Raw genomic sequence first — 26,666 nt, 5'->3', positions numbered from 1 at the left:
AGCTGAAAAACGTAAGACACAATGTTATCAGATCCTGAATCTTTCCTATTTTAGTTTTATGAAAAAGACTGTGATAACCATACTTCTTCTCGCTTATTCTGCAGTTGTTTTATGCTGCTCATCTTTCGTCATTCAGACGGATGCAGGCGTATATGTGGGGAAAAATTTCGACTGGATGTTTGGCGAAGGATACCTGATCCAGAATAACCGGGGTGAAACCAGATCTGCCTTGCCCATTTTCGAGGGCATACCCGTTACATGGACTTCAACATTTGGGAGTATTACCTTCAACCAGTATGGGAAAAATCTGCCCTATGGCGGCATGAATGAAGCAGGGTTGGTAGTAGAAATGCTATGGCTGGAAGAAACCGTTTACCCGTTTGACCCCACACAACAATATATCGGAGAACTGGAATGGATTCAGTATCAACTCGACAATTATGCCACAGCCAAAGAAGTTGCCCAAAACGCCGGGAAGTTCAGCATCCGGCCTGTCGGAGGAAAAATTCATTATACCATCGCAGACCAATCAGGAGAGTCTGTGATTGTAGAGTTTTTGAACGGAAAACCGGTAATTTCGCCACGCACAGATAACAGCACAGTTTGCACCAATAGTGCCGCGTATATCGCCGGTATCTATTATGAAAAAAACAAAGGCACATTCCGCAAGGGAAATCATACACTCAACCGTTATCTACGGCTAAAAGATCGTACGCTCGCTGAAGAAAGTGATGAGACGGAGAGTTTTTTTGATGTATTGGAAAGCGCTTATCAAAAAAAAGGCAGCCAACCTACCCAATGGCAAATCGTTTATGACCTTAGCAGGCAGAGAATTCAGTTTCGTACAAGAGATCAGAAAAAAATACGCAGTATCGCATTCTCGGATTTTGACTTTGCGGCAGGGCAAAACCCGCAATATGCAGAGCTGAATGCCAGGAAATGGAGTCTTCAGCCCCTGACCTTCGCAGCCAACCAGCACCTGATTGATATCACGATGCCAAAGATCGGCATTTCAAAAAATCTGTCCGATATTTCCCGGTTTATCTTCGAGGCACAAAAACCTTCGAGGGTAGCGCTATTTCACAACCATACCAGCCTTGTGGTGTCGTTTGATACAAAGCTGGAAAACCAGTATGTACTTATTGCGACGCTCAGAAATCAGGAGGAATTTTCCACCCGCAGATCAGAACTGGTAGGCACACTACTCATGTACAATGGCGTCAAAGAGTTTGCCTTTTACAATATTCCCTTAGCCGAATATGCTATTGCCGCTGTCGTGGACAAAGATCACAATCAGCGGCCTTCCATTGACGAACCCATTATCTTTGCAGAATGGAACCAGGCAGACCTTCCCCAACAATTTTCACAGGTAGCTTTACTACTACATGAGAATTATCACATTCAGGGAATGAGACTGGAATAAGCCGTAAAGATATGGCAAGCAGGAAATTGACGATACAAATATATTTAGACCCACCTAAATTATTGTATCGTACAATTTAATTTTTATATTTGCCATAACTAAATACAAAACATGAAAACCTTTTATCTTATGGCAGTAATCATGCTGCCGGGATACATTTTTACACAGTCTTTACAGTCAGGGGATCAACCGTTTTCTTCCGATTCCTCTTTCTACCTGACAGAAATCGTCATTTCGGGTACACGCACTGCCAAACGAAGAATTGACAATCCTGTCGCAGTCAACGTCCTTACAGCCAACACCTTCCGCATCACCCAATCAAACACGCTCTCCGAAGGTATCTGTTTCCAGCCCGGTCTCCGGATGGAAACAGATTGCCAGACCTGCAATTATACCCAACTGCGGATGAACGGACTGGCTGGCAATTACAGTCAAATATTGATCGACAGCCGCCCCGTATTCACCTCATTGATGAGCCTTTACAGCCTGGAACAGATTCCGGCTTCGCAGGTAGAAAAAGTGGAAATTGTACGTGGCGGCGGTTCTGTATTGTTTGGTGCCAATGCGATCGCCGGAACAGTCAATATTATCACCAAAGAGCCCCGAAACAACGACTGGTCTTTTTCACAGAGTTCTTCCCTGATTGATGGTAAGACTCCCGATCATTTTCTCAACGGAAACCTAAGCCTGGTAAACAAAAAACAAACCGCGGGAATGTCTGTTTTCACTTCCCACCGATATCGCGACTATTACGACGCCAACAATGACGATTTTTCCGAGATTCCCCGTCTGGAAAACCATTCCTTCGGGACAAAACTATTTTTCAAACCCGCACCTGCGCATAAAATCGGCATCAACGCCTGGCAGATTTACGAATACCGCCGGGGAGGAAATAAATTTGAATTACCGGCAGAACAGACTGACCAGGCGGAAGAAAGAGTGCACCATATCACCGTAGGCGGATTGGATTATTCATTTACCCCAAAAGACAAAACTTTCTGGGTCAATACTTTTATTTCCTTCCAGCGCACAACGCGCCTGCATTACACCGGCATAGACCAAAGCGACGGATGGGGAAATACCCGCAGCCATACCGTAGTTGGCGGTGTGCAATACAACCACAGAATCCAGATTGGCAAAAGCCAGAATACCTTTACAGGAGGTCTAGAACACCAGTATGACTATACCTTCGACCAGATTCCGGCCTACGGCTACCTCATTGATCAGACGACCCACCTTACCGCCAGTTTTTTACAAAGCGACTGGGCATTTTCCCGCAAACTTACCCTCCTGAGTGGCGTGCGGATGAATGTTCACAATTTTGTGGATCACCCTGTTTTTACGCCCAGATTAAGTCTGCTATTTAAACCTGTGTACAACATCCAGTTGCGAACAGGTTATGCCAAAGGATTTAAAGCACCTCAGGCGTTTGAAACTGATCTGCACATAGCTTTTGCCGGAGGGGGAATAAGCAGGGTGCAGATCGCCGAAGATCTTCGGGAAGAAACATCAGACAGCTTCAGTTTTTCGGCAGACTACAACAATCCACAACCCAACTATATCTACGGATTTACGGCGGAGGTTTTTTATACCCGACTCTACAATACATTTGTTCTGGAAGAAATCGGTACCGATGCAGCAGGCAATCAGCGATTGCTGCGCAAAAATGGCGGCAATTCTACGGTCAAAGGCATTACGCTGGAAGGGCGGCTGAATTACGACCAGAAGGTTCAGGTAGAAACCGGCTTTACGTTGCAGTCATCCCTCTACGACAAACCCATAGCCTGGTCCAGTGAAGTTCCCGGAATCCGCAATTACCTTCGCACCCCCAATGCTTATGGATTTTTCACCCTGAGTATTTTACCAGAATCAATACTAAGCGGTTCTCTTTCGGGCATTTATACAGGAACGATGAAAGTGCCCCATTTTGCCGGAGCGCAAGGAACAGTGCAGGATGTAGTGATAGATTCGCCCGATTTTTTTGAGCTCAACAGCAAAATCAGCTATAGATTTTCATTCCGGAAAACCGGGCCAGAACTGGAAATATCGGGAGGGGTTCAAAACATATTCAACAGCTATCAGCGCGATTTTGACACGGGAAGGTATCGGGACAGCAACTATATCTATGGCCCGGCGCGACCAAGGACGTTTTTTGTGGGACTGAAATTCGCCAAAGGGGCGTAATTATGATAACCCCGAATGAAAGGCGAATCAGTTCAGATGGCTATAAAACACAGCAAACCGTACCCTCCGGAGCGCACACCATTGCGTTACCTTGCGGGAGAAAGTGTCACCGGCCCTAGCAATCCGGAAGGAACCGGTGAAATACGGGAAGCGTCAAACAAACCGTTTTCGTCCCTGTGTTCGGCTCTCCTCGCGGGGAAGTTTACATTATAGAATTTTTTCCACGGAACCCCTTTCTGATCCATGTCAATGATGCGGTTGAGCATTAGTCCGGACACTTCAATTTCAAGAGTATTGTGCTCTTTTATAAGTTTCGGATCAATAAAAATCTGGTAGGTGGGCCCAAACAACGTCCCTATGGGCGTATGATTTAGTTTTACTACCGCACTTTCATGCACCCCGCCCAGATCCAGAATCCAGCCATCGCCCTCGGGGCGGGAAAAAACAAGCTGATAGACCGCTGTTCCGGAAAAATGCTGGTAATCTTCTCCCAGTTCAGTCCATGAAACAAGGTTTTTGGTTTTGACCGGAGGCGGAAGCACGGGCCCTCCTTCGATAAAGCGTATTTCCCATTCACCTTCCAAAGCAGAGGTTTTTCCGGTCTTTGTGAGATAATGCCAGGGCGTTTCTTCCGGTATTCTGTCAGAAGTGATAAGGATAAGCGATTGGCCATGAGAAAGCTGAAGATATATCTCAGGTTTTCCATCTTCTCCGGGTTGCTGTTTGGCTATTCCTTTTTCCCCCGTTACAGGGTCATAGATCATCACAGACTGCGCGTCTTTTTGTAGCGGAATCCACCCCTCCATTTCCTTTCCCGACCAGTTGGCGACAAAATAATAATAGCCATTTTCATAGGATCTTCTGGTATAATTCAGGTCCTTTCCGGCCATTGCCTCCGGTTCTGTCCCGGCATAAGCCAGCATTTTTTCCATATCGCCTCCTATGAAAACCGAGCCTTTGCCGAGGCTGGCCTGCTTTATACCAACAGTTGTTTCTTCAAAGGAAAGCGTTTCGAGGAGTTGAAGAAACCGGGCCTGATTTTCCTGCAGATTGCCCAATCCGGGGACACTTTCAGGTAAAGCCTGATGGATCACGACCTGTGCGCCATTTTCTGCCAGCATCAGGATATGACTGAGGGTATTTAAAGGCAAATATTTACAGGCTGGCAAAACAATGGTCTGATAAGAGACGCCTCCGGTCTCCGGTTTTCCATTTGATATACTAATATTTTGAATCTGGCGGTCTGAAATAAAGTCAAACGAATATCCTTCCTGCTGTAGTTTGCGGGCGAGCACTTCGACTTCCGACCCGATGAAACCCGGACCGCGCCCGTCAAAATGATCCAGCAACTCTTTTTGAGGAGCAGCAAACCGGTCATAAGCGGGAAAATAGAGGAGAATATCATTGTCCGGTTTTCCTGACTGGAGAAAAGATTGTGTGCGGGCGATATACTGGTTAAAAGCAGGAAAATCATGCCAGAGCGGATTTCTTGAATTGGCGTGAAAGGCTGCATAAAATAGCCTCCCCGGCCAGGGATCTCCGGGAGGAGAATAACAGCTCCCGTGATAAAAAATATGATTTACCCCGCCGGCAAAAAACCGGTCTGTATTTTGTTTTAAATCGGCGAGACTGGAGAAAAAATGCTCATTCAGCCATGTGGCGGACTCGGAAGAAGCGAGTTTTTTTCCTGTGACATGTGCGGCTGAGGTTCCCAGTTTGATGCGTATGATATCCGTGCCTTCTGTTTCGGGGATGGCAGATGCGGCGTAAAGGTCGAGAATATTGGCGGGTGAACCGTGCGCCTGGTTTCGGGTGATGGCGCCTCTTTTTTCTGCCCACTGGCTCCATTCTGTGGTAAATGTTTCCAGCAACAAATCAGAAATCGTTTCCCGGAAATCTGAAAGGACGCGCTGATGATTTTCTTCGGTATCTTCTCCGAATAAGGCAGGCCAGTGTGCGCGCAGGTCGTAACCGTGTTTTTCCTGAAAAGCCTCCAGCAGGCCGGGCGTCCAGTTTGCCTGTCCAAGCGCATCATCCACTTCGTAGCTATCGTTAAAAAAAGACCTTAGTGTACTTATGTCTCTTTCCGCAAAAACACTGTCAAACCTGGCCAGATAGTGTTGGATAGCCTCTTTGGAAAAATGATCAATGACATTTCCTTCTCCTCCGGGCGCGGCTCTTTCCACCATTTTCCCATGTTGCCCCTGAAATATTCCATAGATGGTCCAGCTTCCGGCAGGCGCCTGCCAGTTGAGTTTCCCTTCGGGCGTTACATGCGTCATGAGATCGACAGACTCGCCCCGATCCGAATAAGCCACCAGCGATTGTAAGGGCATGGAGTGCGGAAAGCGAACCTGATCCAGTGCCAGGGCCTGAAGATTTTTATTTGCCGCCACAGGCTGAACGAGGTCTTCTGCCCGTATCGGTTGATTGACGTGATTGGTAACCGCCCGGACATACCCTTCTTCCTGATATTCGATGGGCTGGTTAAGCTTTTCTCCCTCTTTCAACTTCCAGGTTTTATAGGCGAGATATTTGCAGGCATCGTTTTCGCCTACCCAGGGGCCGCCAAAAGGCCAGCCTGTTCCGGTGGCCATGTCTATTCCCAGTCCCAGCCTTTTTGCCTCGCTGAGGGTGAATTCCAGCAGATCCACCCATTGGGGAGATAAATATTCGACAAACTGATCTTCCTCACCGCGTACTCCATAGATAGGGGTGATTTCGAGTCCCCCGAAACCGGCTTTTTGGTAGGCTTCCAACTCAGCGGTAATGCCTTCCCGGGTTACGGCACTTCCCTGCCACCACCAGCGGGACCAGGGTTTGGTTTCCCGGGTTATTTCGGGTAAATGAAAACCGGGAGCAGGTGGCTCACAGGCCATAAAAAGTGCAGAAAGCAGAAGAATGGGAATCGCGCGTTTCATTTCGGGAAGATGTATGGATTTAATTACGGAAGGTAAATTAAAAAAATCCCCGGAAGTAGGGGTGGTTTGTTACTCAGGTAAAAAACCATTTTATTAGCCCTAACAAAAATCTAAACCTGTGGAAATAGCCTCTTTGCCCCAACCTCTCCGAATATTGCCCGCCATTTTTCTCATCCTTCTGGCCGGATGTGGTTCTCCTGATTCAGGTAAAAAAAGTAAACTGGTAACCGATCTGGAATCCGTATTTTACAATCCGGCATTTGCCCGGGTTCCCGAAAAGGTCTTTCAGGTATCTGACTACGGAGCAGTGGGTGATGGAAAAACGCTTAATACTGATGCGATTCAGCAGACCATAGACGCTGCGGCAGCAGCAGGCGGAGGAAAGGTGGTTTTTCCGGCAGGCGACTACCTCACAGGGGCGGTTTTTATTAAGTCTAATGTTGAGTTCCACATTGGGGAAGGAGTAACGCTGATTGCCATACCCGATGATCTGTATTATCCTGAAAGACGCACCCGGGTGGCAGGAATTGAGATGGACTGGCCTGCCGCGCTGATCAATGTATATGAGGAAAAAAATGTGCGGATCACGGGCAAGGGAACCATTTTTGGCAGCGGTAAATACTGGTGGGACAAATTTTGGGGTGATCCGCCACGCAGCGGAGGGATGTGGGTGGACTACCAGAATCGCAATATCCGGTGGGCCGTGGACTACGACTGTAAAAGAGTAAGGCCGGTCGTAATCTATAAGTCTGAAAATGTATTGCTCAAAGACTTCACCGTCAAACAGGCTGGGTTTTGGACGATTTCGCTTACCTATTCGGAAAAGGTTCACGTCGATGGTCTGATTATCCGCAACAATATCGATGGGTATGGCCCCAGTTCAGACGGGATAAATACAGATTCCTCCAAAGATATACTGGTCGAAAACTGCGATATAGACTGCAACGACGATAATCTTTGCATCAAAGCCGGGAGAGATGCCGACGGACTGAGAGTCAACAAGCCCGCAGAAAATATCGTTTACCGCAACTGTATCACCCGGGCGGGGCACGGGCTTTTTACCATCGGCAGTGAGACTTCCGGCGGGATGCGAAATATTGAAGTTTATGGACTGGAAGCAATCGGAACCAATACCGGTATCAGGTTTAAGTCGGCAAAAGTTCGCGGAGGGTTGATTGAAAATGTCTGGTTTCACGACATAAAAATGACCGATGTCAACAGCCCTTTTCAGTTTGAACTTAACTGGTATCCCGAATACAGCTATCCACAAATACCAGATGAAATTCCCGAAGAAGAAAGACCGGAGTGGTGGAAAACCATGACCCAGGTAGTCGAACCGCCAGAAAAAGGAATACCGGAATTCAGAGACATTTTATTAACAGATATCGAAGTAAAAAATGCCCAAAGGGCTTTCTACGCCAATGCCTATCCGGAAAAACCTATTCACGATCTGACCTGGAAAAACATCGCCATTGAAGCAGAATCGGGCGGAACGGTCACTTACGCCAGAGACTGGAAAATGGAAAATGTGTCGATCACACTGAAAAAACATGACCCCACGGTGCTGGAAAATTCTTCCGGAATAGCGCTTCCTGAGCCTGTATTTTTAAATGCCGATCCGGTACCCCATCGACAGGAACCCGGAGATCTGGAAAAACAGATATATGAGCGCGTAAAAGAAGACAGCCATTTCCATATTGCTCCCGTTGATCTGAAAAATATGGTGTTGATCGAACCGGGTGATACAGCAAAATTTTCAGAGGAAATGAAGCTATATGTTCTTTCCGAAAATCCCGGCGAAATCAGCTATTTTGAGCCATTGGGAGATGGATTTTATATTTCGCCCGTATCAGTTGCCTCGAAGAATAATGGAAAGGAAATTAAGATTTCGGCGGAGAGAAATCATCACTGGACGATTGTGGTAAAATCTGCATTTAAGCCCAAAAGTATTGCTGGAGCAGAATCGTGGGAGTACAATTCGGAAAAACAGGAACTGCATATTGAGAAATCCGGAGCAGCGTTTGAACTGAAAATAGAGTAAGCTATTTGTTAGCAATAATCCCCGGCGACAGAGTTTGAATTTTTGCCCGATTCCGCTACATTTATCGCAAAAATACCTATGCCACTGCCCTCCACAAGTAATAAAATCCAGTCCTGGAAAAAAGGAATTCAGGAAACCACCCGTGCATTTCAGGAGGCTTTTGCTAACCTTACGCCGGAGGAACTCAACTGGCAGCCCAATGCCGGCGTATGGAGTGTGGCGCAAAATATGGATCACCTGATTACCATCAACCAGACCTACCTTCCGATTGTGGAAGGAATCAGGAAGGGTACCTATCAGCCGCCCTTTCACGCAAGGTTTCCTTTTCTTGTCAATTTTTTCGGAAACTTTATTCTCAAGTCTGTCGAGCCGGAAAGGAAAAAGAAGATGAAAACCTTCCCGATCTGGGAACCTTCGCAAAGCCAGATCGAAGGAGATATTCTCTCACGGTTTGAAGCCCACCAGAAAGCACTTGCGGACTGGATGGAAAGCTGTGGCGATCTGATTGATGCGAGGAAAGTCATTCATTCTCCCGCCAGCAAAGTGATTGTCTATTCGCTGGAAAGAGCATTTGATATTATCACAACTCATGAGAAGCGCCATCTCAATCAGGCTAAGGAGACGTATGCCATGAAGCGCTAATGTAGCCCTCCGATGTACAGGAGTACGCTCGGATGGGAAGGAAAAAATCGCTGCGCAGAAAGCCGTGAAAAAACTGGAAGACAGAGAAGAATCGCTTGACCTGATACATTTTTCCATTATTCCCTGGATAGCTTTTACCTCCTTTAAGCATGCACGCCGGTTTCGCAGGGCAGATACCATTCCCAAAATCGTGCTGGGCAAAGTGTATAACGAAAACGGCGTAATGAAAATCCCCGTTTGGTTAGAAGTTCATCACGCCATCATGGATGGAATCCATGTAGGGAAGTATTTTTGGGAATTGAAGCTGGTGGTCAGGCAAGCGTACTAAGCACACCTACTGCTGTGTCTTCCCCGTTTATGGTGGCTTTACCGGTTACTTTTGTTGCCCGGGATAAAGCGACAATAAAATTGAGGCTGGCATCTCCAGGCGTATCGAGGTCAAAGGCAATTTCGGTACCACCGCCCGGTACCTGGCGGAAGAAAACGGTTTTATTGGTTGCGAGGACTTCTCCCGAGGCATTTTTGACGCTGGCGACAATATTTTGAGAAGCGTCGGTACTGAAAGTTACGACTACTCCGTTTAGCACTGCGTTTTTGGTGGAAGAAAGTGTAAAGGTTTTATTTACCAGTTTTGCGCCTAAGGGCTGGCTGGTGCTAAGACCCGCGCCTTCATTCCATACGTGGAAATTCTGAGCGGTTGCGGTGTGGATACCCCAGAACATAATAAGGGAGAAAAGGGTTCGGATGAATGATGACATTTTCATAGGATTAAATGGTTATGGTGAAAAAGATTGTTGGCACAACCAACGATACAAAGATGGGGCTGTGCGGCTCCTATGAGGTATCACCTATGTCGCAACGTATTGTAGTTATGTCGCAACAGGCAGCAATCCGCTGTCTTTGACTTCTGTCATCACAAAAGAACTTTGAACTTTGCCGATATTTTCGAGGGCGGCGAGCTTGCGGGTGACAAAATGCTGATATACTTCCATGTCTTTGACCACAACTTTGAGCAAGTAATCATAATGCCCGGCGATATGATAACACTCCACCACTTCGGGGAGAGACTGTACATCCTGCTCAAACCGGGCGAGAAATTCTTCCCTGTGTTTTTCAAGTTCCACATTGCAAAATACTACCAGCGGAAGGTTGAGTTTGTGCCGGTCGAGTACGGCCCGGTAGCCCTTGATATAGCCGTCTTTTTCCAGTCTTTTGACTCTCTCAAATACCGGAGTGGCGGTCAGGCTGAGCTGTGAGGCGAGCTCTTTGGTAGTCATTTTTGCATCTTTTTGGAGCAAACGCAGGATAGATCTGTCGATGTGGTCGGTCATAGGGCAGAATAATTTTCTGAAAAAGGTGAAATGAAGGGGTCTGAATATGTATTTATTCTATGATGTGGCGAATTAAAGAATAATATTCTGATTATAGATATTAATTAAGAAATATTAACCATAATATTTACTTTTGAAGGAGAATTAATACCCTCAGTTATGCAAAACCACCAATTCCGCCCCGAAAGCCTGATGATGAGTTATGGGTACAAACCCGAACTCTCCGAAGGTGCGATCAAATGCCCCATTTTCCAGACTTCTACCTTTGTATTTAAAACCGCAGAGGAAGGAAAAGGCTTTTTCGAAGTTGCCTATGGCCTCAGAGAGAAAAGGCCCAATGAAGAGATGGGGTTAATTTACAGCCGAATCAACAATCCAGACCTTGAGATTCTCGAAAACCGCCTTTGCCTTTGGGACCAGGCAGAAGAATGTGCTGTTTTTGAGAGCGGAATGTCAGCGATTACGACCGTGCTGCTCGAATTTCTCAAACCCGGCGACCTGATTGTACACAGCAATCCGCTGTATGGAGGAACCGATCATTTTATCCATCATTTTTTAAGTAAAATGGGCATTCACGCAATCGGTTTTCGACCCGGGATTTCTTCGGAGGAACTGATAAAGCAGATTGAAGACACAGGGATGGCCGACCGGCTGGCACTTATCTATATTGAAACGCCTGCCAACCCTACCAATGACCTGACCGATATCAGCGGGTGTGCAGCCGTGGCGCGGTATTTTTCTACTGCTGAAAAGCCGGTATTCACTGCCGTGGACAACACCTATATGGGGCCTTTGTGGCAGCATCCGTTGCAGCACGGAGCAGATCTGGTCATATATTCGGCCACCAAATACATAGGCGGGCACAGCGACGTGATTGCCGGAGCCGTGCTGGGCAATAAAACCCTGATGACCCGTGTCAAAACATTACGCACATTTTTGGGCAATATGGCAGGCCCGTGGACCGGCTGGCTATTGCTGCGCAGCCTCGAAACCCTCAAAGTGCGGATGGATCAGCAGACCGCCAATGCACAGCAGGTGGCTTTATTCCTCCAAAACCACCCCAAAATCGAGAAAGTGTATTACCCCGGACTTCTTCAGCCGGGTACGCCTGCACATGAAATCTACGCCCGTCAGTGTACAGCGCCGGGAGCCATGCTTTCGTTTGATGTGGCAGGTGGGGAGGAAAACGCATTTTGTTTCCTCAATGCACTTCGCCTCATCAAACTCGCAGTCAGCCTCGGCAGCACCGAAAGTCTGGCCGAACACCCCGCCACCATGACCCATGCGGGGATTGATCCCCAGCACAGGGAGGAGATGGGCATTACCGGGAAAATGGTCAGACTCAGCGTAGGAGTTGAGTTTGCAGCAGATATCATTTTTGATCTGGAGCGGGCGCTGGAGAAGGTAAATGTGGGGGTTGAACAGATGGCCAAATAAGCCTATATTGGTACCATGAACACAAACAGGACCGCCCTGATTACGGGTGCCAATAAGGGAATTGGTTTTGAAATAGCCCGACAGCTCGGGAAGTTGGGGTTTTCCGTTTTTCTGACTGCAAGAAGTCGCGAGCGGGGCCTTCAGGCAATAGAGTTGCTTTCCAGAGAACGCATTCGCGCTACTTTTGTAGAGATGGACGTAACCGAAGAAGCCAGTATTCGAAGGGCATTGGATGAGGTGGAATCAGAGACCGGTCATCTGGATGTGATTGTCAACAATGCGGCTGTGCTTCTGGACGGATCACACGATATCATCCACATTCCTACGGAAATCATTTATCAGACCATTCATACCAATTCGGTAGGGCCACTGCTTGTGACCAGAACATTTGACCCTTTGCTCAAAAAAGGCAGCCGGATTATCAATATTTCCAGCGGAGGCGGGGCAATTTCACAGGGCGCGAGCACCTTTTCTCCGGTATATTGTTTATCCAAAACCGCACTTAGCGGGGTTACCCTTCAACTAGCCTCGTATTATTCGGGAAAGGGAATCGCGGTAAATGCAGTTTGTCCCGGCTGGGTAAAAACCGATATGGGAGGCAGTGGCGCAAATCGTCCGGTAGAAAAAGGAGCAGAAACCCCCGTATGGCTGGCAACTGAAGCACCCTTGAGTCTTTCGGGTAAATTTCTCCGGGACAAAAGAGAAATTCCCTGGTGATAAATCTGACATCTGATGAGTAACTCAGCAAAAAAAGTACTGGTAACCGGAGGAACAGGCCTTTTGGGGCGGGAACTGGTCAGTTTTTTTGAAAACAACCATGTCCCTTATGTGATCGGTAGCCGAAATCAGCCTGCAAATGACATCCTGAAAACACACTGGAAAAAACTCGATCTGGCTACCGGAGAAGGTTTGAGTGAATGTCTTGAAAATATCGATACCATTTTTCACCTGGCGTCTGCTACCCGGCCGTTTAACCCGGCTACCGATGTAGAAGGAACCCGCAAAATGCTGGAGGCAGGAAAATTGTCAGGCGTGAATCACATAATTTATGTCTCCATTGTAGGCATCGATAAGTTGCCGATCAGTTATTACAAAATCAAAATTGCCGCTGAGCAGGTAATAAAAGATGCCGGGGTGGATTATACCATTTTGCGGTCTACGCAGTTTCATACTTTTCTCAATACAACCATTAAGAAGGCCCTGAAATATCCTGTAGCATTTATGCCCAAAGCCATCAAATATCAGCCGGTGGGGTTGATTTTTGTCGTGGATAAACTGATGGATATTTACGAAAATGGCCCAATCAACGACACCCTTGAAATCGGTGGGCCGGAGGTAATAACCATGGGAGAGGCGGCTGCACAGTGGCTTAAAGCCCATAATAAAAAGCGATGGATAATCAATGTGCCCATTACGCTTGCGGGCAAGCTCGGCAAAAACCTAGCCGAAGGCGGGCTTACGACCAGTGCCATTGTCAAACATTCGCAGACGTGGGCGGAGTATCTTGAACAAAGTATTTCATAAAAAATATCTATAATTGAAGGTTATTAAACCCCTATGAAAGAAGCTGAGTTTTTAGAGATTTATAAAAAGCTGCCTGAAACACAAAAGTGGATACTCTACATCATCCTTTTTAACGGAGGGGGTAATGGACAGGGGACTATCTTCAACAAACTAGATATCTTTCGCACCCATTCACCGAAATCTGCAAATGTCACATTAAAACAATTCGCAGATCAAATAAAGCTGTTGTTAAACGCTGATCTCATAAAGAAGACCAATCCATACCAATTTTATACTTTAACTGACGATAGTTACTTCCATGTTTTGCGCCAGGCATCCAGAGAAACAACATGGCACGAGGAGTTTGAACAGATAATCACTTCCTCCGGGTGATTGACAAACGAAAGGACGGCGGCTTTGAAGTAGCTTTATCTGTAGAAGTAAGCGAACCAGGTTTTATTATTAGAAAAGAAACTCCCTCTCGTTATAAATATTATGAGGTGAACGATTCTCATATCCGCATCAGTGAGCAGATTGGCGGGAAAAAAATGGTTATCCCTTCTACCGGAAAAGATTTGCTTCAGGAAGTAGCTGGTAAACTTGCAGGGCTTATCAATATTCAGTCTGTATTGGAAACCGAAGCCCTGGACATTCCCAAAATTATCGCTGACCCGCAGATTCATTTATTTATTGTGCCCATGGGAGAAGGTTTTCGCCTGGAAACTTTTGTCAAACCCTTTAAATCCGATCCACCATTTATCAGACCGGGAAGTGGGAGGGAAAATATAATGGCTGAAATCCAGGGACAGCGGATGCAGGCTGTGCGCGATTTAAAGGCTGAAAAGAAAAGTGAGCAGACGTTAATTCAGGCGTCGGAGCTCATGAGTCTGTCCAACGATGGCAGCCATGAATGGATATTTGACAGTCCGGAAGATTGTCTCCAGATTTTGTTGGATCTGGAACCCCTTACAGACCAGATTGTAATTGAATGGCCCGAAGGGCAAAAACTGAAAATCGCATCCAGAGCCGCACTTTCCAGCCTTTCGATAAATATCAGAAAAGAAAAAGACTGGTTTGAAGCCAGCGGGCAATTAAAGCTGGACAATGGTGCAGTCATGAGCCTCCTCGAAGTCATGCGATTACTGGAATCATCGCCGGGGCGGTTTGTACAGCTATCCTCAGGCGAGTTTCTGGCACTCACCGGCGAATTTCGCAAACGCCTGGATGAAATGCGGGCATGGTCTGATGAAAACAAAAATTCGCTGAGAATCCACCCTCTTGCAGCACCAGCCTGGGAAGAAGCAGCCAGTGCTGCCGGTGATTTTAAAACCGACAAAGCGTGGCGGGACAAACTCACAAAGTTGAAAAATGCCCGTGCCATCAGGGCTGAAGTGCCCTCAACCTTTGAGGCAGATATGCGCCCTTATCAGGAAGAAGGTTTCCATTGGCTTACCCAATTGGCACAGTGGGAAGTAGGGGCATGTCTGGCCGATGATATGGGATTGGGGAAAACCATTCAGGCGCTGGCCCTCCTGCTCTACCGGGCTGATGTTGGCCCCTCGCTCGTCGTAGCCCCGCCTACAGTCGCCCGAAACTGGGTCTCCGAAACACGTAAGTTTGCCCCTACCCTAAACCCGATTCTTTATGCAGGCAAAGACCGGGAACACCTGCTTCACGATTTGGGGCCGTTTGACTTGCTTATCACGAGTTATGGACTGCTCCAGTCTGATATCGAAAAGCTGAGCACATTCGAATGGAATGTGGCAGTTCTGGATGAAGCCCAGTCAATCAAAAATTTCCAGGCAAAACGCTCCAAAGCTGCCATGGAAATTCAGGCCGGTTTTAAAATGATCACCACCGGCACACCGATCGAAAATCATCTCGGCGAATTGTGGAACCTGTTTACTTTCATTAACCCGGGCCTGTTGGGCTCACTCAAGGACTTTAATGAACGGTACGCCATTCCCATAGAAAAACTGCAAAACACCGACCGCAGGCGGCAACTCCAAAAGCTGATTCATCCCTTTATCCTACGCCGTCGCAAAAATCAAGTGTTGGATGAATTGCCGGAAAAAACAGAAGTTACGTTATCCGTAGAGCTTTCTGAAGAAGAAGCTGCACTTTACGAAGCCATGCGCATTCATGCAGTCGAAAAACTCAGCAATCTTTCTGGTAAAGCTGGCGAAAAACAGCTCCAGATTCTGGCAGAAATCATGCGGCTGCGAAGGTTGTGCTGCCATCCAAAGCTGGTTGACAAAAACAGTAAAGTTGCAGGTTCCAAACTCGCCATATTTGGAGAAATTGTCAATGACCTTAGAGAGAATAATCACAAAGCATTGGTTTTCAGTCAATTTGTCGGCCACCTCGATATTGTCCGCGAATGGGTTGAAGATCAGGGAATTCCATACCAGTATCTCGATGGCAGTACCCCTCAGAAACAGCGTGAAATCGCAATTAAATCCTTCCAGTCCGGAAAAGGTGATTTGTTTCTGATCAGTCTCAAGGCAGGAGGCGTTGGGTTAAATCTTACTGCCGCTGACTACGTCATCCACCTCGATCCGTGGTGGAACCCCGCAGTGGAAGATCAGGCATCAGACCGGGCGCATCGTATCGGGCAGGAACGACCGGTGACCATTTACCGGCTTGTTACCAAAGGCACGATTGAAGAAAAAATCTTACAACTCCACCATGACAAACGCGACCTTGCCGACAGCCTGCTGGAAGGAACGGATACGAGCGGAAAACTTTCTGCAGATGCATTGCTGCAATTGCTCAGGGAGATTTGATTTTTATCCCATCTCCACCAGCCTCCGAAGGTCTTTATCAGATAAATCTCCAATCCATTTTTCTCCCGCTGCCACCGTCAGGTCTGCCAGTTCTTTTTTGGACTGAATGAGAAGGTTGATTTTCTCTTCGAATGTACCTTTGGTGATAAACCTATGCACAAATACCTGGCGGGTCTGTCCGATCCTGAATGCGCGGTCGGTGGCCTGCGCTTCCACCGCAGGGTTCCACCACAGGTCGTAGTGGATCACATGGTTGGCCGCCGTGAGGTTCAGGCCTGTGCCCCCGGCTTTGAGTGAAAGCAGCAATACTCGCGTATTTCTGTCCTTCTGAAACGCGTCAACCATATAGTCTCTTTCCTTCCGGCTCACGCCGCCATGCAAAAACGGTGGCCGCTGCCCGTAGTTTTCTTCGATAAATTCGCACAACAATTCGCCCATCTCGCGGTACTGGGTAAAAATCAAGGCCTTTTCCCCGTTTTCCAGAATAGGTGACAACAAATCTATCAGGAGCCGCGCTTTGCCCGAAAGATCCTGGTTTCGCTCTCCGGACTTGAGAAACTGCCACGGGTGGTTGCAGATTTGTTTGAGTGCCGTAATCATCTTGAGAATCAGCCCCTGCCTTTCGATTCCTTCCTGCCCTTCCACATCGCGGAGGAGTGTATCGAGCACGCCTTCGTAGAGTGCGGCCTGGTTAGGAGTAAGTGTGCTATACTGGTCCTGTTCGATTTTGTCGGGCAAATCCTGAATAATCGTTTTGTCTGTTTTGAGCCTCCGCAGCAGGAAAGGCTCGGTAACTTTTTTAAACCGATCCAATATGCGATGGTCTTTTTCTACTTCAATCGGACGGGCGTACAAATCCTTAAACTGGTTGAGGCTGCCGAGGTATCCTTTATTGGAAAAATCAAACAGGCTCCAGTATTCTGAAAGGCGGTTTTCGACCGGTGTACCACTCATGGCAATACGCACCGGGGCGTGGAGTTTTTTGATACTTTTGGTCTGCTCTGCTGCGGGGTTTTTGATGTTTTGCGCCTCATCGATGATAATGGCTGCCCAGTTTTGTTTCTGGAGTTTGGCCATATCGCTGCGGGCCGTGCCGTAGGTAGTAAGTGCAATATCGGCTTCCTTCAACGTATGAAGATTGCGCTGCGGGCCGTGGTAAAGCGTGGTATGCAGTTTGGGTGCAAATTTTTTGACTTCGCGGTCCCAGTTGGTGAGCAGGGAAGTCGGGGCAATGACCAATGCTTTCTGGGTTTCGAGCCTGCCTTCTTCTTTCCATTTCAGCAGGGTAGTGATTACCTGAATGGTTTTGCCCAGGCCCATATCATCGGCGATAATGCACCCCATACCGAGCCGGGAATTTTTGTAAAGCCACTCAAATCCCCGCTGCTGATAGGGACGGAGACTGGCTTTCAACCCTTCGGGCAATGGCACGGGTTTGGGCGTCAGGAGTTCGTCGAATATTTTTTGCGCAGCAGCACTGAGGGTTACTTTCCCTCCGGCGTATTCGCCGATAAGTGCTGCCTGAAGCAGGTCGCGGCTGGTGAGTTCGGGCGGATTTTTCAGTTTTTCGGAAAGTACGCGCAATTCTTTTTCGTCAAAATACACGTACTGCTCTTTCCATTTGACGATTCCTGCCATTTGTTTTGTCATGCGGAGAAATTCCTCTACCGAAATATTATCATCTCCGATGGCCACCTGCCACCTGAATACCAGCATCTCATCCAGGCTGATAATCCCCGATCCTATGGTTACTTTTCCATCGTCTCCCTGATCAAGTAAAAGCGCAGACTGTGGGCGAATCAGCCGATGCAGTTCGCGGGGCATCGATATTCTGATTCCCATCAGGCGAAAGACGGGTATCGTTTTGAGAAGGATTTCGACAAATTCCTCCGAATTGAACCGCAGCGGCGTAATCCCTCCATTGGCTACCAGTTGTCTGATCTGCGGAAAATGATCTGCCAGCATGGCGAGGTCGCGCAGCAGTTCGACCCGCTGGGATTTGTATTGGTCTTCACTCAGAAAATGGGCCAGCGTGACGGGCACTTCCGGTGTAGTCTGACGGCTTTCCACGAGGATATTTACCTCAAATTCGGCGCCTGTATCTGTTACGTTTAGTATCGGAACATAATTTTTTTGTGTAATATAAAACCTGCCCAGCCAAAGGTGAATGGCTCCCGGAGCCTCCCGGTTGGCAAATTGGCGGAATGGGATAAGCAGCGAATTGAAAAACAACTGGTGAAAGCGGGAAACATGATTTTCGGGTATATCTGACCAGTTGTGTACATAGTGATCGATAAAGAGTGAAATCTGCATCTGGAAATATTCCTCTTCTATCGGAGCCAATGCTTCTTCATCACAGGAGATAAAATCGGGCGGACAAAGGCGGCGCACTTTTTCGCAGATACCGGCCACTTCTTCGCTCATCATCGCTGGCAGCCATCGCACAAAAAAATCTCCGCTGTCTGACTCCAGCAATTGCGGGATAAATGCACTCTGTCGTACAAGTTTCTGTGCAAGGCGGGTGAGCAGATGCAAATATCGGAGTGCAGGAGATTGAAGTTCCAACCGCGAGGGAGGAATGGACTCCAATACGGGCAACAGTTCTTCTATGTATTGAAATTCGAAAATGGTATTCCCCTCCGCGTCTTCCATCTCCACTGCGTCAAGTGCCAGATCGGGATCAGTCAGAATGTGTACATTCTCCACTCTGTCCAATTGCCGCAGGGTATTTTCATCTGCTTCTGCTGATGTTTCCATCTGCCTGAACGATTTGGCAATTCTGTTATATACCAGCCGTAATTCTTCCCAAAAATCGCCTTCCGGATAAAAGACAGGTTTTCTTCGCAGCAGGGTGAGAAGCTGGTCTTTGCAGTCGGGAATTGTGGCCAGGTCAATTTGTTGGTATAGTTCTTCATCCCATTCATACTGCCCAGGCTGAACTGCTTCTTTTATGTCCATCAGCCCCGGCACCCGGGGGATGGAAATGGCCTTGCTTTCCGAACCGGTAAAACCGATAGCTGCCAGCCCTTTCAGTATATCAAAACCCCGGAGGTCAAAAATCCAGAAAGGGTTTTTATCGATTTCGTTGGCGGTGAGGTAGAGGGCCGCAGCCATATGTTTGCAGGGTACCGCCCAGTCGGGGCAGGAGCAACTACCATGCATATCTCTCCATGAGCGGGGAAAAAGGTGAATATCTGCATTTTCACAAGCCTCGTGGAGTTCGGCGGGTACTTCGCGGTTGAGGAGTTGGGAGAGGAAAAAGGGGTTTTCTGTAATCAGGCTCAGGAGAGTGGCTTTTTCTTTGGGCGAAAAGGGCGTAAGTTTTATGTCCACCTGATAGGGGTTGGGTCTTGTGCCCTGTACCTTCGCTTCGATGCCTTTTTCGGTGAGTTTTATACTGACTACGGCGCCTTTTCCGGCGTAGGCCCTTCCACGGGGAAGCCTGCTTTCATAATCAATATTCCCGAGGGACTGAAGCCACTGTTTTCCCCACCAGGTATTGCCGAAAGAGAGATAAGCCATAATTAGGTTTCGATTATTTCTGAACCTAAAGTAATGGAAACTCTGGGAAAAAGTATTAATCCGGAGAAAATAAGACAGGATACAATGAAATCAACTTTTCCGCCTATCTTCCCCTATGCAAAGATTCAGCTTCTTACAACTCCTGCGTAACCTCGGGCCGGGTATCATCACCGCCGCGCTGGTCTTTGGGCCGGGGAGCCTTACCGTTGCCTCAAAGCTGGGTGCCGGATTTGGTTATCAATTGCTGTGGGTGATCCCGCTGGCACTGGTTTTTATGTCGGTTTTTACCCAGATGTCTGCCCGGATTGGCCTGGCTTCCCAGCAAAGCCTGATCAGCCTGGCAACTGAACATTACGGCAGGTGGGTGGCCATTCTCACCGGCATCGGCACATTTCTCGTTACGGCAGCTTTTCAGGCGGGAAATTCTATCGGCGCGGGCATAGCTTTTGGCGAATTGTTTCACACCTCTGCCACTCCTTTTGTACTCGCTTTTTCTGCCCTGGCGATCGGACTGCTGTTTTTCCCCGGGTTTTATAAAGTGCTGGAGAAAGTGATGATATTTCTGGTGGGAACCATGCTGCTGGCTTTCCTGATTACGGTTTTTGTGGCGCAACCCGCGGTAGGAGAAATGTTGCACGGGCTATTTGTACCGCGACTGCCGGAGGGATCGGTTTTGCTGGTAGCGGCAATTACGGCTTCCAGTTTTTCGATTGTGGGCGCGTTTTACCAGTCGTATCTGGTGCGGGCAAAAGGCTGGGATATTTCGCAGAAAAAGACGGCGACAGGGGAAGCATTGACCGGGATTATCATTCTCGGGCTTATCAGTATCATGGTCATGGCGGCGGCGGGCGCGGTTTTGCAGCCACAGGGAATCGAAGTCAAAACAGCCACGGATATGGGCAGGGCACTCGAACCCCTGTTTGGAAGTTTTACCAAAGTAGTGTTTATGTTTGGCCTTTTCGGCGCATCTTTTTCATCTTTGCTGGGCAATGCGACGATTGGCGGTTCGATCCTCGCCGAAACCCTCGGCATAAAAGAGGGATTTCACCGGCCCGGGGTGCGGATATGCATCACCGTAGTGATTGTAATGGGAGCGGCGACGGCGCTGATTTTTGGGCGACTGCCATTGGAGATGATTGTATTTGCCCAGGCGGTCACGATTTATCTGGCGCCGATGATCGGGCTGGTCATTTTCCTTATCGCCAACAAGAAGCAGGTCATGGGAGAATTGGCCAACAGCCGCACGCAAAACATTCTGGGCGCCATCGGTTTACTGATCCTGGCAATTCTGGCGGCGAATAATCTAAGGGTGATTGTGTGGGGGTAAATTTCAAAAGAAATCGCTATCTTTAACAAAACCTAAGTTTGTATGCAGAAACTCATTACCATACATCCCGATCTTTGTAACGGAAAACCAACTATCCGTGGATTACGCATTACCGTCCGCTCAATATTGGAACATTTGGCCGCAGGAGACAGTGCTGCGGATATCCTGACAGCATACCCATTTCTGAATGAAGAAGATATATATGCATGCCTGGCTTTTGCGGCACAGGCGGTAGATCGAGAGGCAATTGTCTATAAACTCGCTGGGTAATGAGTCATCCTTACCGGTTTCTGATTGATATCAATCTGCCCAAGTTTTTCAACTATTTTCAGGGACCGGAGTTCATCCATCAACTGGATTTAGGGCCTGACTGGAGTGATACACTAATCTGGAATTATGCCAAAGAGAATAACTTAATCATTATTTCCAGAGACTCTGATTTCTTTTTCCGATGTATGTTGGATCCGTCAGTTAAAGTTATCCATTTACGATTGGGTAATATTCGGATTCGGGAGATGCATATGTTTTTTGAAGAATATTGGGGTACTATTATCAGTAAAATAGATGAAGCCCAATTGTTGGAAATAACGCGTGATGAAATCAAAGTGGTAATTAGTAGTAAATCGTAACTGTATTCGGTCCCTCATTATTTTACAGTAATCGTTTATTCACAGACTATATGTACCATGTTACCCCTGTTGATCCTGGCAATTCTGGCGGCGAATAATCTAAGGGTGATTGTGTGGGGGTGAGGTGCTTCGGTTTAAAATGCTGATCACTAACCGTTTCACTGTTTCTATTTCTTCGGGTTTGCTGGTGGCTACAAACAAGGTCAATGCAGCTAAAGTATCATTGCTGATGATCGGGGTGGTATCAGCATAAAGCATCTTGTTTTTTTCCAGAAAATACAAAAAGCAGGCAGCAGCTATGCGTTTATTGCCATCTACAAATGAGTGATTTTTGACAATCAGATATAGCAATGTGGCGGCCTTTTCTTCAATGGTCTCATAGAGATCTTTGCCGTCAAAACTTTGCTCTATCTGTTTTACCGAACTTTCAAAACCCATATCTTTTGGTTTTGCAAAAACATCAGAGGCAAAATCCGACTTCATATTGGCTATCAATTCCAAATACTCCTGCACCTCGGGGTACGCGGTCTGGCGTTGGGTTTTACCTTTAGCATCCAGTTGTTCGTGATCGTAATCGTCCAGCAATTCCAGCCCTTTGGCAAAGATTTGCAACACTTGGCTGTCTTCTTCGGTTGCCTGTTGGGTAATCGCGCGGCTGAGTATCCGGATGCCGGTTTTCAGATATTCCACCTGTTGTTGTTTTTCTGCCAGGCGTTTTTCGTTGATGGCGTAACCCTGCACCAGGTAATCTTTGAGCCGCTGGGTTGCCCACTGCCGAAATTGGGTGCCGCGTACTGACTTTACTCTGTATCCGACCGAAATAATCACATCCAAATTGTAGTATTCCAGCTTACGTTTTACCTGCCGTTTGCCTTCAGCTTGAACCGTCAAGGATTCCTTGACAGTTGCTTTTTTGCTTAACTCCTTTTCTTTGAAGCAGTTATTGATGTGCAAACTGATGTTCTGTTTGGTTTGATTAAACAACGCGGCCATTTGAACCTGTGTCAGCCACACGGTATCTCCATCAAACTGAACTTCTACTTCGGTTTTCCTGTCGGGGGTTTTGTATATGACGATTTCACTCATGGTTGGATGTGTTGGTTTTCAGGTGTGAAGTTAAGTGTTTTTCGGGGGTATTTGAAAGGGTTAAAGAGAAGGCTTATCTCATCAAAGTGTTCGCAAAAAGTCTTCAAAAAGTATCGCTGCGCGCTGCGGCGCGTAACAAGAAAGAAAATAAAAAAGAGGACGCCGTTCGGCTACAAACATTTGACTTCTCCGAAGTCTCGGCTTCGCCGGAAAAACGAAAAGAAAGGTATTTATGCCGGGGGTTGCCGTCAGGCAAGACCTCGGAGAGGTCAAATGTACCTAAGGCATCTTCGATTTGTAGCCTCAATGGTCGCCCCTCTAGTTTGCCCGGGGTTTTGCGCCTTAGCGCGCGTGAGTAAGAAAGATCCCTGGTTTCGAACATCCGGCGGAAGACTTCCAAGACCCCAGATGCGACATTTTAGTTTTACTCCTCAAAATATCCCTATACTTCTCAATTTCTATAAGGGCAAAATCAGGAAGGATAAAATTATTAAATGACAAAATAGGCCTATAACCAGCTTTTCCACTTAGGAGAATACTTATTAAAACATTAGCATCAATGACAAAATCGATCATCTCGCAATAATATATTTATGGCTCTCCTGCTGCCACGCAAGGTGCCGGGCTGCCTGCCATTCTTTGTCATTTTGGAGGTCTATTGTTTTCAAATCCTCCAGAATATCCTGTGCTGCTGCTTTCAACAACATTGTTTTTACAAAGTCCTGTAAATATTTTTCTACTTCTTTATAGCCAAAAGTCTGGACAATGCTTTCCTCGAGCTGTATTTTAAATTCTACCATTTGATTCAGCGGTTACCTTTAGGCTAATTTACAAATATTTTGTTGTTACTGCTATCTTTTTGTGGCGGCTTAAGGCGAATCCCTGTTTTCAGATATTCCACCTGCTGTTGTTTTTCTGCCAGGCGTTTTTCATTGATGGCATAACCCTGCACCAGGTAATCTTTGAGCCGCTGGGTTGCCCACTGCCGAAATTGGGTGCCGCGTTTGGAGTTCACCCGATAACCTACGGAAAGGATCGCGTCCAGATTGAAGTATTCGATGTCCCGTTTTCCTGTCGGGGGTTTTGTATATGATGATTTCACTCATGGTTGGATGTGTTGGTTTTCAGGTTTGAAGTTAAGTGTTTTTCGGGGGTAACTAGCATAGCCCAGCGAATATCCCCGGAAGATCAACAGCCCCCTGCGGCCTCACTCCCCTGTTTCGCAAAGAATTTTTGCGATGCGCCACTTGCCGTTCTCTCGTACCATCTCAAATTTTTGTGTTCGCTCCATGTCCCATTCCACACCGGAAAGGGTAGCCGTTGCCTGGTTTGTGCCCAGCCCGTCCGCAGCCACGGGGGCCGTCGTCCAAAAGACGATGTCATAGTCCTGGCCACAGAAAAAACGATCGTAATCGAGACCTGAGAGCGGCTGTTCGGTCACATCTTCATCTTTCCAATAAGTCGCTTCGAGGTTTTTTAAATACGCTCTGTCGCCGTCAATATAAACCTGACTGATAAAGCCGCTTTGTTTGAGCTTTGCATAATATTCATCCAGATTGGCGTTGTCGAGCGTGGCGGGTTTGCCAGACCTGACGTAGGCGATATTTGCCAGGGTATTCATATTGGTCTCATACCATTGATAGAAGCCGTGGATACACGCGTCGATGGCCACGAGGTCGGGGTCGTCTTGCAAACCGCCAGTGTCGGTGGACACATTTTGGCTGGTAGAAGTGGCGTTGTTGCAAGATAGCAGCAAGGAGAATGCAAGGAAGAAAATGAGTAGGTATTTCATAGGGGAAGTGTAGGTCTTTTATTCAAAGTGTTTTTTCAGTTCGTCTGATTGAAACAATAGTTCCATTTCGCACATTGCTTTTGTCGGTTTTTGGTTGTTGAAGCTTCCAAGCGCAAGTGAATTTTGTAATGCAGTCTTTAAGTTTGGTTTTAACTTCAAATAAATGTCATCATTCTGTTTCGTGAAAAATTTTTGTGTTTTCTCGTAATTCTTTAAGTATTTTTCCAGTTGTGTTTCCGCACCTGAACAATTGTCGAAATATTTTGATGTTTTTTCAAAATGAAGCAGAAACCAAAATTCAAGACAAGGATTATTTACAATCACGACAACATTTTTGAAGTTGCCTGCAAGATTTTTTCGATATTCTTCAAAAGTTTTGAGGGGTGATTTTTTTCCTTTGGGTGTTTCGTTGGCTTCTTTGATAAAAGTATCAAGGTCAATAATCCAAAAAACTTTTGTAAACTCTTTTCCAGACAAATCACAAACCAAATTATATTGTTCCTCTACGCTTTTTTTGCTCGGAATTTCGGGTTTTATGCTGACACGAATATCCCGTTCGTTCCGCTTTAACATTTGTAAATACCAAACTTCCGTCTCGCCATCCACTACAACAGCGAAAGAAGGATTTGTCCTGGGCGCAATCTTCTTAGGCTTTCTCATAGGCTTAAATCAATGAAAGTATCGCCCAGATTAGGTGTTCCACTTAATTTACCGCTTTTGTAAGCATTTAAAATATTTGTAGTGTTACGAACCACAGAACTATCAAAATCAGCTAATGAATAAAGTTCGGTAGAGCAACTTTCCTGCTTGTCTGTGAACCATATTGCATCATTTCTAAATATGTCTTTGTTGTCTAAAATTTCGCGATTGTGTGTTGTCGCAATGATTTGAGAGTTTTTAGCATTCAAGAGAAAAGAAAGCAGGAAATGTAAATATAAATCAGGGTGCAACGACGCTTCTAATTTGTCAATTTGAAATGCTGTTGAGCTTTTGATTAATAGAGCTAACAAGCCTGCGAAACCATAATAACGCCTCGTTCCCTGCGATTCAAATTCCAGCGGTAAAGTATATTTAGTGTTATTTACTGTATGTTCAAATTCAATGTTTATGGCGGTTATATTTCCTTTTTCCTGCAACTCCTTAATCTTATCGCTCGGCACTTTGACTTGTTTTTTCAAAAAATCAATTAACCCGTCAGGAATTTCCTCTTCTTCTTTTTGAATAACAATATCTGAGATATTAAAGTCCGCTTTCTTTAAGATTGTAACAACGTCAGATTTAGAAATTTCGTTGTCGTCGATTTTTGAAGTAATAAACCCCTCTAATTCGGTTCCTGTATAAACCATTGGGCTGAGATAACTACCAAACCAATCTACAACTTCTTGTAGCTCTTTGAGGTCAATATTTGTTTTTAGATAACCACCCAGAACTGTATTGTTCCACAGTGTATTAGCTTCAAGCGTTTTTTCAAAAATCTTATCCGTAGAAATTTTGCTACCAAAAGTTATTTCCGTAAACTGATTTTCAAGATTAGTTTTTCTCTTAAAAACGGTAGCTTTATTTGGGCTGTAAAAATTCAATGCCTCTGATACAATCGCTTTTTTAAAGAACTCTACTTCGTAAAAGTATTTAATATTTTTTTGGAAAAACTCTATTGAAATAATTGAGTTTTGTTTAGGGGTATTTGGGTCAAAAAGAAACGGACTAAAATCTAATTCGTTATTTTTTTTTCTTTCCGGATTAATAACAATATCTCTTAAAAAAGAGAGTGCGTTAAGTATGGTTGTTTTGCCCGACGCGTTTGCACCATAAATCAAGGCAAGTTTCAATATTCTATGCTCGCCAAATTTTACGATGTAAGCATCTTCAAGGTGTGTTGATTTGTCAGCCTCAAATGAAAGCGTTTGTTTGTCTTTAATTGAGCCGAAATTCTGAACACTAAAGTTGATGATCATTTTATCCTCTATTTTTGCAATTCGTTTGCAATAATAGGAACAAAACTGATAAAAAACCAATTTCTTTATTCAAAAATGAAAATAGTT

At 46.3% G+C, this 26,666-nt stretch carries 23 protein-coding genes and 1 pseudogene; 13 read left to right on the top strand and 11 right to left on the bottom strand.

Features of this window, described 5'->3' with window-relative positions:
• Window positions 1–58 precede the first annotated feature (58 nt).
• Both R3D00_06035 and R3D00_06030 read left to right on the top strand, forming a co-directional pair.
• Complete coding sequence (locus tag R3D00_06035) at window positions 59–1,423, top strand: linear amide C-N hydrolase (GenBank protein ID MEZ4772726.1); 1,365 nt, start codon at window positions 59–61, stop codon at window positions 1,421–1,423.
• A gap of 111 nt (window positions 1,424–1,534) precedes the next feature.
• Window positions 1,535–3,607 carry a TonB-dependent receptor gene (locus R3D00_06030; protein ID MEZ4772725.1) on the top strand — a complete coding sequence of 691 codons (2,073 nt, stop codon included), beginning with the start codon at window positions 1,535–1,537 and terminating at the stop codon, window positions 3,605–3,607.
• 86 nt (window positions 3,608–3,693) lie between these two features.
• On the opposite strand, the gene R3D00_06025 is transcribed toward R3D00_06030, so the two are convergent.
• Window positions 3,694–6,528: a glycosyl hydrolase gene (locus R3D00_06025; GenBank protein MEZ4772724.1), complete on the bottom strand. Its 2,835-nt coding sequence runs from the start codon at window positions 6,526–6,528 to the stop codon at window positions 3,694–3,696.
• A 118-nt stretch (window positions 6,529–6,646) separates the two neighbouring features.
• Between R3D00_06025 and R3D00_06020 the strand changes: the two genes are divergently transcribed.
• The 3 genes from R3D00_06020 to R3D00_06010 all read left to right on the top strand — a co-directional run bounded on the left by R3D00_06020 (window position 6,647) and on the right by R3D00_06010 (window position 9,539).
• A complete protein-coding gene (locus R3D00_06020; protein ID MEZ4772723.1) occupies window positions 6,647–8,569 on the top strand; it encodes a glycoside hydrolase family 28 protein in 1,923 nt (640 codons plus the stop codon).
• A gap of 78 nt (window positions 8,570–8,647) precedes the next feature.
• Window positions 8,648–9,211 carry a DinB family protein gene (locus R3D00_06015; protein MEZ4772722.1) on the top strand — a complete coding sequence of 188 codons (564 nt, stop codon included), beginning with the start codon at window positions 8,648–8,650 and terminating at the stop codon, window positions 9,209–9,211.
• 64 nt (window positions 9,212–9,275) lie between these two features.
• Entirely contained in the window at window positions 9,276–9,539 is a 264-nt protein-coding gene (locus R3D00_06010) for a CatA-like O-acetyltransferase (protein MEZ4772721.1), read from the top strand.
• Here R3D00_06010 and R3D00_06005 read toward each other — a convergent pair.
• Together R3D00_06005 and R3D00_06000 are read right to left on the bottom strand one after the other, a co-directional pair.
• A complete protein-coding gene (locus R3D00_06005) occupies window positions 9,523–9,969 on the bottom strand; it encodes a hypothetical protein (GenBank protein ID MEZ4772720.1) in 447 nt (148 codons plus the stop codon). The genes R3D00_06010 and R3D00_06005 overlap by 17 nt on opposite strands.
• A 111-nt stretch (window positions 9,970–10,080) precedes the next feature.
• Entirely contained in the window at window positions 10,081–10,542 is a 462-nt protein-coding gene (locus tag R3D00_06000; protein MEZ4772719.1) for an Lrp/AsnC family transcriptional regulator, read from the bottom strand.
• Window positions 10,543–10,701: 159 nt separating this feature from the next.
• On the opposite strand from R3D00_06000, the gene R3D00_05995 reads away from it, so the two are divergent.
• The 5 genes from R3D00_05995 to R3D00_05975 are packed head-to-tail and all read left to right on the top strand — an operon-like array spanning window position 10,702 to window position 16,268.
• A complete protein-coding gene (locus tag R3D00_05995) occupies window positions 10,702–11,979 on the top strand; it encodes a cystathionine gamma-synthase family protein (GenBank protein ID MEZ4772718.1) in 1,278 nt (425 codons plus the stop codon).
• Between the two features lie 15 nt (window positions 11,980–11,994).
• Window positions 11,995–12,696, top strand: a complete 702-nt coding sequence (locus tag R3D00_05990; protein ID MEZ4772717.1) for an SDR family NAD(P)-dependent oxidoreductase — start codon at window positions 11,995–11,997, stop codon at window positions 12,694–12,696.
• Between the two features lie 15 nt (window positions 12,697–12,711).
• Window positions 12,712–13,503, top strand: coding sequence for an SDR family oxidoreductase (locus tag R3D00_05985; GenBank protein ID MEZ4772716.1), 792 nt, complete (start codon window positions 12,712–12,714; stop codon window positions 13,501–13,503).
• A 33-nt stretch (window positions 13,504–13,536) separates the two neighbouring features.
• Window positions 13,537–13,875 carry a hypothetical protein gene (locus R3D00_05980; GenBank protein MEZ4772715.1) on the top strand — a complete coding sequence of 113 codons (339 nt, stop codon included), beginning with the start codon at window positions 13,537–13,539 and terminating at the stop codon, window positions 13,873–13,875.
• Window positions 13,872–16,268 (top strand): DEAD/DEAH box helicase, encoded by a 2,397-nt coding sequence (locus R3D00_05975; GenBank protein ID MEZ4772714.1) that lies wholly within the window; start codon window positions 13,872–13,874, stop codon window positions 16,266–16,268. The genes R3D00_05980 and R3D00_05975 overlap by 4 nt, the downstream gene beginning before the upstream one ends.
• A 3-nt stretch (window positions 16,269–16,271) precedes the next feature.
• Here the strand turns inward: R3D00_05975 and R3D00_05970 are convergent, their stop codons facing one another.
• Window positions 16,272–19,790: a DEAD/DEAH box helicase gene (locus R3D00_05970; GenBank protein MEZ4772713.1), complete on the bottom strand. Its 3,519-nt coding sequence runs from the start codon at window positions 19,788–19,790 to the stop codon at window positions 16,272–16,274.
• Window positions 19,791–19,905: 115 nt separating this feature from the next.
• On the opposite strand from R3D00_05970, the gene R3D00_05965 reads away from it, so the two are divergent.
• From R3D00_05965 to R3D00_05955, 3 genes are read left to right on the top strand one after another with little or no spacing between them, the layout of a single operon-like run.
• A complete protein-coding gene (locus R3D00_05965) occupies window positions 19,906–21,117 on the top strand; it encodes an Nramp family divalent metal transporter (GenBank protein ID MEZ4772712.1) in 1,212 nt (403 codons plus the stop codon).
• A 42-nt stretch (window positions 21,118–21,159) separates the two neighbouring features.
• The gene (locus tag R3D00_05960) at window positions 21,160–21,387 is read left to right on the top strand and encodes a DUF433 domain-containing protein (protein ID MEZ4772711.1); all 228 of its coding nucleotides are present in this window, start codon (window positions 21,160–21,162) and stop codon (window positions 21,385–21,387) included.
• Window positions 21,387–21,746: a DUF5615 family PIN-like protein gene (locus R3D00_05955; GenBank protein ID MEZ4772710.1), complete on the top strand. Its 360-nt coding sequence runs from the start codon at window positions 21,387–21,389 to the stop codon at window positions 21,744–21,746. Before R3D00_05960 ends, R3D00_05955 begins: the two co-directional genes overlap by 1 nt.
• A gap of 99 nt (window positions 21,747–21,845) precedes the next feature.
• Here the strand turns inward: R3D00_05955 and R3D00_05950 are convergent, their stop codons facing one another.
• From R3D00_05950 to R3D00_05920, 7 genes and pseudogenes are all read right to left on the bottom strand, one after another.
• Complete coding sequence (locus R3D00_05950) at window positions 21,846–22,832, bottom strand: virulence protein RhuM/Fic/DOC family protein (protein MEZ4772709.1); 987 nt, start codon at window positions 22,830–22,832, stop codon at window positions 21,846–21,848.
• A gap of 342 nt (window positions 22,833–23,174) precedes the next feature.
• A complete protein-coding gene (locus tag R3D00_05945) occupies window positions 23,175–23,408 on the bottom strand; it encodes a PIN domain-containing protein (GenBank protein MEZ4772708.1) in 234 nt (77 codons plus the stop codon).
• A complete protein-coding gene (locus tag R3D00_05940; protein ID MEZ4772707.1) occupies window positions 23,405–23,632 on the bottom strand; it encodes a hypothetical protein in 228 nt (75 codons plus the stop codon). The genes R3D00_05945 and R3D00_05940 overlap by 4 nt, the downstream gene beginning before the upstream one ends.
• Before the next feature lie 86 nt (window positions 23,633–23,718).
• Window positions 23,719–23,901: pseudogene (gene rhuM / locus R3D00_05935) on the bottom strand (RhuM family protein).
• 138 nt (window positions 23,902–24,039) lie between these two features.
• Complete coding sequence (locus R3D00_05930; GenBank protein MEZ4772706.1) at window positions 24,040–24,624, bottom strand: DUF3828 domain-containing protein; 585 nt, start codon at window positions 24,622–24,624, stop codon at window positions 24,040–24,042.
• Between the two features lie 18 nt (window positions 24,625–24,642).
• On the bottom strand, window positions 24,643–25,284 hold the full coding sequence (locus R3D00_05925) for an RloB family protein (protein ID MEZ4772705.1): 642 nt from the start codon (window positions 25,282–25,284) through the stop codon (window positions 24,643–24,645).
• Entirely contained in the window at window positions 25,281–26,579 is a 1,299-nt protein-coding gene (locus R3D00_05920; protein MEZ4772704.1) for an ATP-binding protein, read from the bottom strand. The genes R3D00_05925 and R3D00_05920 overlap by 4 nt, the downstream gene beginning before the upstream one ends.
• Window positions 26,580–26,666: the final 87 nt, after the last annotated feature.

It is taken from the genome of Bacteroidia bacterium (assembly GCA_041391665.1).
GTDB lineage: Bacteria > Bacteroidota > Bacteroidia > J057 > J057 > JAGQVA01.
Note: the sequence above shows the minus strand (reverse complement) of the source record. Positions and strands in the feature narration are given on the sequence as shown.